Genomic DNA, 8,145 nt, shown 5'->3' on the forward strand with positions numbered 1-8,145 from the left:
GTGCGTGCGCGCCGACACACGGGCGCGCCGCACCACAAGTCGCACTCGGTACCGGGTCGGCTCGGTAGGGTGGAGTTCTGAGCAGGATGGTGGCCCGTCCGGTCGTCGACCGGAGCCGGACACCACAGTGATCGAGGAGGTCGCGGCTATGGCGCAGGAGCAGACCACACGCGGCGGTGGTGGCGACGACGACGAGGTCGTCGGCGACGGTGGTGCCGGTCAGGAACGGCGCGAGAAGCTGGCGTCGGAAACCGACGATCTTCTCGACGAGATCGACGACGTGCTCGAGGAGAACGCCGAGGACTTCGTGCGGGCCTATGTGCAGAAGGGCGGCCAGTGACAACGGATCGTTCGTCCCTTCCCTATCGCGAGGTGCAGCCCCGGCTGCACCTCGCGTCTGAGATGTCGTCGTTCACCGAGCATCTGCGGATGCACGCCCCGGAGTTGCTGCCGGAGAACCGGTTCGCCGGGCAGCTCGGGTCGCTCGGCGAGATCGCCCCGCACGGCACGACGATCGTGGCGGTGACCTTCGACGGTGGGGTGCTGCTCGCCGGGGACCGGCGCGCCACGATGGGCAGCCTCATCGCGAGCCGCGACGTGGACAAGGTGCACATCACCGACGACTACTCCGCGGCCGGCATCGCCGGGACCGCGGGCCTGGCCGTGGAGATGGTGCGGCTGTTCGCGGTCGAGCTCGAGCACTACGAGAAGATCGAGGGTGTGCCGTTGACGTTCGACGGCAAGGCCAACCGGCTGTCCTCGATGGTGCGCGGCAACCTCGGCGCGGCCATGCAGGGTCTGGCCGTGGTGCCGCTGCTGGTCGGGTTCGATCTCGACGCCATCGATTCGCGCCGCGCCGGCCGCATCGTCTCGTACGACGTGGTCGGCGGCCGGTACGAGGAACGCGCCGGCTATCACGCCGTCGGGTCCGGGTCGTTGTTCGCCAAGTCGTCGCTGAAGAAGCTGTTCCGGGCGGACGCGGACGAGCAGTACGCGCTGCGCACCGCGGTGGAGGCGCTGTACGACGCGGCCGACGACGACAGCGGCACCGGCGGCCCCGACACCACCCGCGGCATCTATCCGACCGCCGCGATGATCACCGCGTCCGGGGCGACGATGGTGCCCGAGGCGACGTTGTCCGAACTGGCCCGCGCGATCGTGGCCGACCGCACCGCAGGAGGTGGGCAGTGACGCTGCCGTACTATGCGTCCGCCGAGCAGATCATGCGCGATCGCTCGGAGCTGGCCCGCAAGGGCATCGGCCGCGGCCGCAGCGTGATCGCGCTGATCTACGCGGACGGGGTGCTGTTCGTCGCGGAGAACCCGTCGAAGGCGCTGCACAAGATCAGCGAACTGTACGACCGGGTGGGTTTCGCGGCGGTCGGCAAGTACAACGAGTTCGAGAGCCTGCGCCGCTCCGGGATCATGCACGCGGACATGCGCGGCTACGCGTACGACCGGCGGGACGTGACCGGCCGGTCGCTGGCGAACGCGTTCGCCTCCACCCTCGGGTCGATCTTCACCGACCAGCCCAAGCCGTACGAGGTGGAGATCTGCGTGGCCGAGGTGGGCCGGTCCGACACCGAGGACGCGCCGCAGCTGTACCGGATCACCTACGACGGGTCGATCGTCGACGAACCGCAGTTCGTGGTGATGGGCGGCACCACCGAGCCGATCGCGACCGCGCTGCGCGAGGCCTATCGGCCCGGTCTCGAGCTCGATGCCGCGGTCGCGGTGGCGGTGACGGCGCTGCAGCGCGGCACCGGCTCGGAGGCGACGCCGCGGACCCTGGGCATCGGGGAACTCGAGGTCGCGGTGCTCGAGAAGCCCCGGCCGCGCCGCGCGTTCCGGCGGATCACCGGCGCCGCGTTGGAGGCGATGCTGCCGACCACCGGCGACGGCGCCGCCGCGGCGGACAGCCCGGAGACGGCGGAGAAGCCGGCCTCCGACACTGACACTGACACCGACACGTCCGGTCAGGACGGGTCGGGCAGCCGGTAGAGCGTCAACGCCGCGGGGGCACTGCGGAATTCGAAGACGGTGCCGTCGGTGACGACCTCGCCGTCGGTGGCCAGCGCCACCGGCGGTCCCTCGATGCGCACCGACACCGCGGCCACGTTCCGCTGCGTGTAGGTGGGGGACCGGTCCAGGCTGCCGGTGGCCACCGCGGTGAGCAGCCGCAGCCGGGACCAGCGCCGGTCCGCCCGCAGGTACCGCAGATCGAGGGTGCCGCCGGTCAGCGCCGGCCGGGACATCGGGACCCGATCGGTCGGGGTGTACCGGCCGTTGCCGACGAACAGCAGCCACAGCGCCATCTCGGTGCCGTCGATCCGCACCGTCAGCGGTGACGCGGTCGCCAGCACCCGCGTCATCGCCGCCGCCGCGGCCGGCCACTTGCCGATGCGCGGTTCCCAGCGTTCCCGCAGCCGCACCGAATCGGGGTAGCCGCCGAGACTGGCGGTGTTGACGAAGGTGTACTCGGTGCCGCCGTCGCCGGTGCCGGTGCCGTTGCCGGGGGTGTCGGGGACGGTGACCCGCCCGAGGTCGATGCGGACGGCGTGTCCGCCGGCGACGGCGCGGATGGTGTCGCCCGGTTCGGCGGCGCCGGCGTCGCGCGCGAAGTGGTTGAGGGTGCCGCCGGGGAACACCGCCAGCGGCAGACCCGCGGCGACCGCGGCCGCTGCGACCGCGACGACGGTGCCGTCGCCGCCGTCGACGCCGAGCGCCACCGGGTGGTGCTCGGTGATCAGCCGGTCCAGTTCGGCGGCGAGGTCGTCGCCGGTGGGCAGCGTGACGATGCGGGCCTCCGGCAGCGCCGCCCGCAGGTCCTCGTGGTCGCTCTCGTCGGTCCCGGAGCCGGGATTGACGACGACCAGCAGCCCGCGCCCGGTGGGCAGCGCCGGGGCCTCCACCGCGGTCCCGGCGACCGCGGGTTCGTCGACGCGCACCGCCCACCAGCGGCGGGTGCCGAGCGCGACCGCGGCGCCGGCGGCGGCGCCGACGAGCACGTCGGTGGGCCAGTGCACCCCGGTGTGCACCCGCGAGTAGGCGACCGCGGCGGCCAGCGGCGCCACCACCGCGGCGGTGGCGGGGGATTCGAGCGCCACCCCGGTGACGAACGCGGCGGCCGAGGCGGCGTGCCCGGACGGGAACGACGACGAGGTGGGCATGGGCACGTTGCGGCGCCGGAAGTGCGGTTCGACGCGGGCCGGGGGGCGGCGGCGCGGCAGCAGCGGCTTGAGGACCCCGTTGGCGAGGGCGCTGGCGCCGGCCACCGACAGCAGCCCGCGGACCACGGCGCGGCGAGGGGTGCCGCCGACCGCGATGCCCACCGCGGCGCACCCCATCCACAGCACGCTGTGGTCGGCGAGGCGGCTGAGAATCCGCAGCGTCGGGTCCGCGGGGGACGGGCGCAGCGCGCCGCTGCGTTCGAACAGGACACGGTCTGCGCGGCTGTACCGGGCGGCATCGAACATCACAGGTTGACCGTAGATGCCGTTGCAGCCGATGGTCGGTTGTTCGGAGCGGTACTGTCGAAGTGTGCAGCGACGAATCATGGGTATCGAGACGGAGTTCGGCGTCACGTGTACCTTCCACGGGCATCGCCGACTGAGCCCCGACGAGGTGGCGCGCTACCTGTTCCGCCGGGTGGTGTCGTGGGGCCGCAGCTCCAATGTGTTCCTGCGCAACGGGGCGCGGTTGTATCTGGACGTGGGGTCGCACCCGGAGTACGCGACCGCCGAGTGCGACGACCTGTTGCAGCTCGTCGAGCACGACCACGCCGGGGAGCGGGTCCTCGAGGATCTGCTCGTCGACGCCGAGCAGCGGCTCGCCGAGGAGGGCATCGGCGGCGACATCTACCTGTTCAAGAACAACACCGACTCGGCCGGCAACTCGTACGGCTGCCACGAGAACTATCTGGTGGCGCGGGTGGGGGAGTTCTCCCGCATCTCCGACGTGCTGCTGCCGTTCCTGGTGACCCGGCAGCTGATCTGCGGCGCCGGGAAGGTGCTGCAGACCCCGAAGGCGGCGACGTTCTGCCTGTCGCAGCGCGCCGAGCACATCTGGGAGGGCGTCTCCTCGGCGACCACCCGGTCCCGGCCCATCATCAACACCCGCGACGAACCGCACGCCGACGCCGAGAAGTACCGGCGGCTGCACGTGATCGTCGGTGACTCGAACATGTCCGAGACCACCACCATGCTCAAGGTGGGGTCGGCGTCGCTGGTGCTCGAGATGATCGAGGCCGGGGTCGCGTTCCGGGACTTCGCGCTGGACAACCCGATCCGCGCGATCCGGGAGGTCAGCCACGACCTGACCGGGCGGCGCCCGGTGCGGCTGGCCGGGGGTCGGCAGGCCAGCGCCCTGGACATCCAGCGCGAATACCACGCGCGGGCGGTGGACTATCTGCGCAGCCGGGAACCGGACCCGCACGTGGCGCAGGTCGTCGACCTGTGGGGCCGGGTGCTCGATGCGGTCGAGTCGCAGGACTTCGCGAAGGTCGACACCGAGGTCGACTGGGTGATCAAGCGCAAGCTGTTCCAGCGCTACCAGGACCGCTACGGCATGGAACTGTCGGACCCGAAGATCGCGCAGCTCGACCTGGCGTACCACGACATCAAACGTGGCCGCGGCGTGTTCGATCTGCTGCAGCGCAAGGGGCTCGCCGCGCGCGCCACCGACGACGAGGCCGTCGACGCGGCCGTGAACACCCCGCCGCAAACCACCCGCGCGAAGCTGCGCGGCGACTTCATCGCGGCGGCGCAGGCCGCGGGCCGGGACTTCACCGTCGACTGGGTGCACCTCAAGCTCAACGACCAGGCGCAGCGCACCGTGCTGTGCAAGGACCCGTTCCGGTCCGTCGACGAACGCGTGGAGCGGCTGATCGCCTCGATGTAGAACATCCCGTCACGGAGATCATCGCCGGCAGGCGTGTCGCGCGACCACGCCTGCGGACGGCCGCGGGCGGGACACTAGGCTTGCGGGCGTGGCGATCTCGAAAGTCGAACGGCTGGTCAACCTGGTCATCGCGTTGCTGTCCACACGCCAGTTCCTGACGGCGGAGAAGATCCGGGCGTCCGTCGCCGGCTACGCGGACTCGGCGAGCGACGAGGCGTTCAGCCGCATGTTCGAGCGCGACAAGAACGAACTGCGCGACCTGGGCATCCCGCTGGAGACGGGTATGCCGTCGCGGTACTCCACCGTCGAGGGCTATCGCATCAACCGGGACGCCTACGAGCTGCCCGACATCGAGCTGACCAGCGCGGAAACCGCGGCGGTCGCGGTCGCGGCGGCGCTGTGGTCGTCGCCGGAGCTGACGTCGGCGGCGCAGAGCGCGTTGCTGAAGCTGCGGGCGGCCGGGGTGCAGGTCGACGCCGATCCGACCGGCACCGTGACCTCGCTGCCGGCGCGGGCCCGCGGCTCCGAACCGGCGCTGCACGCGCTGCTCGCCGCGATCGACGCGCGCCGCGCCGTGCAGTTCGACCATCGCGCGTCCCCCGCGGACCCGTGGACGCGGCGCACCGTCGAACCGTGGGGCATCGTCACCGTGCACGGCCGCTGGTATCTGGTCGGGCACGACCGCGACCGCGACGCCACCCGCACCTTCCGGCTCTCCCGCATCGGCGACGAGGTCACCGCGGTCGGTCCCGCCGGTGCCGTCACCATCCCGGAGGAGGTGGATCTGCGGGCGAGGGTGCTCGAGGCCACCAGCACCGGCGATGTCACCGGCGCCGCCCGGGTGTGGGTGCCGGACGGGCGGGCCGCCGAGCTGCGCCGGCTCGGCACCGAGACCGAACGCCGCCGGATCGGGGACCGCGACGGCACGGTGCTCGAGGTGCCGGTGCGGTCGTGGAGCTGGATCGCGCGGGTGATCGCCGGGCAGGGCGCCGATGCCCTGGTCCTGGCGCCGAGCGAGCTGCGGGAGCAGGTGCGGGCCATCCTGACCCGGGTGGTCGCCGGCACGGCCGTGGAGGGGGAACGGTGAGCACACGATTGTCGGAGCGGCTGACGCGGCTGCTCAATCTGGTGCCGTATTTCACGGCGAACCCGGGGATCAGCGCGGCCGAGGCGGCCCGCGACCTGGGGGTCACGCCGAAACAGATCATGGACGATCTGAACCAGCTGTGGGTGTGCGGTCTGCCCGGCTACGGGCCCGGGGACCTGATCGACCTGTCGCTGTCGGAGGACAGCATCGTGGTCACCTTCACCGCCGGCATCGACCGGCCGCTGCGGCTGACCTCCACGGAGGCGACGGCGCTGCTGGTGGCGTTGCGGTCGCTGCTGGAGATGCCCGGGGTGGTCGATCCGTCGGCGGCGCAGGGCGCCATCGCGAAGATCGAGGCGGCCGCCGGCAGCGCCGCCGCCGACCGCGACACCCCGGTGCCGGTGTCCGACGATCCGGTCGCGGCGACCGTGCGGGCCGCGGTGCACCGCGGCCGGGCCCTGCACCTGACCTACTATTCGGCGTCCCGGGACACCGTCTCGGAGCGGGACGTGGACCCGATCCGGGTGGTGCTCATCGACGAGCACACCTATCTGCAGGCGTGGTGCCGCACCGCGGAGGGGGTGCGGTTGTTCCGGTTCGACCGGATCGATGCGGCCGAGGAACTGCCGGAACCGGCCCGGCCGCCGGCCGCGGTCGACGAGGAGGACAGCTTCGAGTTGTTCGCCGGGGATCCGACGCTGCCGGCCGCGCGGTTGCGGATCGATCCCGGCTACAGCTGGCTGATCGACTACTACCCGCTCACCGAGGTGCAGTTGCAGCCGGACGGGTTGTGCACCGCGGTGCTGCGGTACGCGTCGCCGGAGTGGATGACACGGCTGGCGGTCGGGCTCGGCGGTGGCGTGACGGTGCTGGGGCCGCCTGAGCTGGTGGCCGCGGTGCGGGCCCGCGCCGCGGCCGCGCTGGAGGCGTACGACACACTGCCGCTCGACGAACCGGCGGCGGGGCGTGTAACGGAGTTGTGAACCCTGCGCGAACTCCCGGTCAAACGGCTGTGGGCGGGGATCGGGCATGTTCGGGTCCGGTAGCATCGGCAGCACACCATCAGTGGAGGTTGAAACAATGGGTGGATTGAGCGTTTGGCATTGGGCCATCGTCGCGATCGTCGTCGTGATCCTGTTCGGTTCGAAGAAGCTGCCCGACGCCGCCCGCGGTCTGGGACGGTCGCTGCGCATCTTCAAGAGCGAGATCAAGGAGATGCAGAACGACGACGCCCCGGCGGCGCCGCAGCCGGCTCCGAACCCGCTGCCCGCCGGTGAGAGCGTCGACCCGACCGTCACACAGGCCAAGCACACCGAACCGCGGTCGGCCTGACCACCGACCAAACCACCGGGGCATCCGCGACGGGTGCCCCGGTCCTCCGCTGATCCCGGGGGCTTCGACAGGAGCTGAGAACCGCACGTGCGCATCCCGTTCGATCCGCGCCGAAGCCGGCGCAAGACCAACCCCGACGGCACCATGTCGCTGGTCGAACATCTGTACGAACTGCGCACCCGTCTGCTGATCGCGCTCGCCGCGGTGCTCGTCACCACCGTCATCGGGTTCGTCTGGTACAGCCGCAACCTGTTCGGCCTGCCCAGCCTCGGCTCGATCCTGCTCGACCCCTACTGTTCGCTGCCGGCGTCCTCCCGCGCCGACATCAGCGCCGACGGCGGCTGCCACCTGCTCGCCACCGGCCCGTTCGAACAGTTCATGCTGCGCCTGAAGGTCGCCGCAACCGCCGGCGTGGTGATGGCCTGCCCGGTGTGGCTGTACCAGCTGTGGGCGTTCATCACCCCCGGCCTGTACGCGAAGGAACGCCGCTACGCCATCGGGTTCGTCGTCTCCGGCGCCGTGCTGTTCGTCACCGGCGCGGTGCTGGCGTACCTGGTCGTCACCCACGCCCTGTCGTTCCTGCTGACCGTCGGCAACGAGGTGCAGGTCACCGCCCTGTCCGGATCCGAATACTTCGGGTTCATGATCAACCTGCTGGTCATCTTCGGGGTGTCCTTCGAGATCCCGCTGGTGATCGTCGCGCTCAACGCCGTCGGGGTGCTGTCCTACGCCAAGCTCAAGGCCTGGCGCCGCGGCCTGATCATGGCGATGTTCGTGTTCGCGGCCGTCGCGACCCCCGGCCAGGATCCTGTCTCTTATACACATCTC

Annotated in this window: 9 protein-coding genes; 8 read left to right on the forward strand and 1 reads right to left on the reverse strand. The window is 71.4% G+C overall.

Features of this window, described 5'->3' with window-relative positions; genetic code table 11:
* Positions 1 to 148: 148 nt before the first annotated feature.
* From I0Q12_RS26705 to prcA, 3 genes are read left to right on the forward strand one after another with little or no spacing between them, the layout of a single operon-like run.
* The gene (locus tag I0Q12_RS26705) at positions 149 to 340 is read left to right on the forward strand and encodes a ubiquitin-like protein Pup (RefSeq protein WP_059384481.1); all 192 of its coding nucleotides are present in this window, start codon (positions 149 to 151) and stop codon (positions 338 to 340) included.
* Positions 337 to 1,191 carry a proteasome subunit beta gene (gene prcB, locus I0Q12_RS26710; RefSeq protein ID WP_374068800.1) on the forward strand — a complete coding sequence of 285 codons (855 nt, stop codon included), beginning with the start codon at positions 337 to 339 and terminating at the stop codon, positions 1,189 to 1,191. The genes I0Q12_RS26705 and prcB overlap by 4 nt, the downstream gene beginning before the upstream one ends.
* Positions 1,188 to 2,000: a proteasome subunit alpha gene (gene prcA / locus I0Q12_RS26715; RefSeq protein WP_197256341.1), complete on the forward strand. Its 813-nt coding sequence runs from the start codon at positions 1,188 to 1,190 to the stop codon at positions 1,998 to 2,000. Before prcB ends, prcA begins: the two co-directional genes overlap by 4 nt.
* Here prcA and I0Q12_RS26720 read toward each other — a convergent pair.
* Complete coding sequence (locus tag I0Q12_RS26720; protein WP_197256354.1) at positions 1,976 to 3,475, reverse strand: bifunctional phosphatase PAP2/diacylglycerol kinase family protein; 1,500 nt, start codon at positions 3,473 to 3,475, stop codon at positions 1,976 to 1,978. The genes prcA and I0Q12_RS26720 overlap by 25 nt on opposite strands.
* 64 nt (positions 3,476 to 3,539) lie before the next feature.
* On the opposite strand from I0Q12_RS26720, the gene pafA reads away from it, so the two are divergent.
* From pafA to tatC, 5 genes are all read left to right on the forward strand, one after another.
* Positions 3,540 to 4,898, forward strand: a complete 1,359-nt coding sequence (pafA, locus tag I0Q12_RS26725; protein WP_197256343.1) for a Pup--protein ligase — start codon at positions 3,540 to 3,542, stop codon at positions 4,896 to 4,898.
* An 88-nt stretch (positions 4,899 to 4,986) separates the two neighbouring features.
* Positions 4,987 to 5,985 carry a YafY family protein gene (locus I0Q12_RS26730; protein WP_197256345.1) on the forward strand — a complete coding sequence of 333 codons (999 nt, stop codon included), beginning with the start codon at positions 4,987 to 4,989 and terminating at the stop codon, positions 5,983 to 5,985.
* Complete coding sequence (locus tag I0Q12_RS26735; RefSeq protein ID WP_197256346.1) at positions 5,982 to 6,968, forward strand: YafY family protein; 987 nt, start codon at positions 5,982 to 5,984, stop codon at positions 6,966 to 6,968. The genes I0Q12_RS26730 and I0Q12_RS26735 overlap by 4 nt, the downstream gene beginning before the upstream one ends.
* A 97-nt stretch (positions 6,969 to 7,065) precedes the next feature.
* Positions 7,066 to 7,317 carry a Sec-independent protein translocase subunit TatA gene (gene tatA, locus I0Q12_RS26740; protein WP_197256348.1) on the forward strand — a complete coding sequence of 84 codons (252 nt, stop codon included), beginning with the start codon at positions 7,066 to 7,068 and terminating at the stop codon, positions 7,315 to 7,317.
* Positions 7,318 to 7,404: 87 nt separating this feature from the next.
* Positions 7,405 to 8,145, forward strand: a 741-nt coding sequence (gene tatC, locus I0Q12_RS26745; protein ID WP_197256350.1) for a twin-arginine translocase subunit TatC, incomplete at its 3' end; no start/stop codon positions are given.

Origin of the sequence: Rhodococcus sp. CX (genome assembly GCF_015865005.1) — a bacterium.
Taxonomy (GTDB): Bacteria; Actinomycetota; Actinomycetes; order Mycobacteriales; family Mycobacteriaceae; genus Rhodococcus.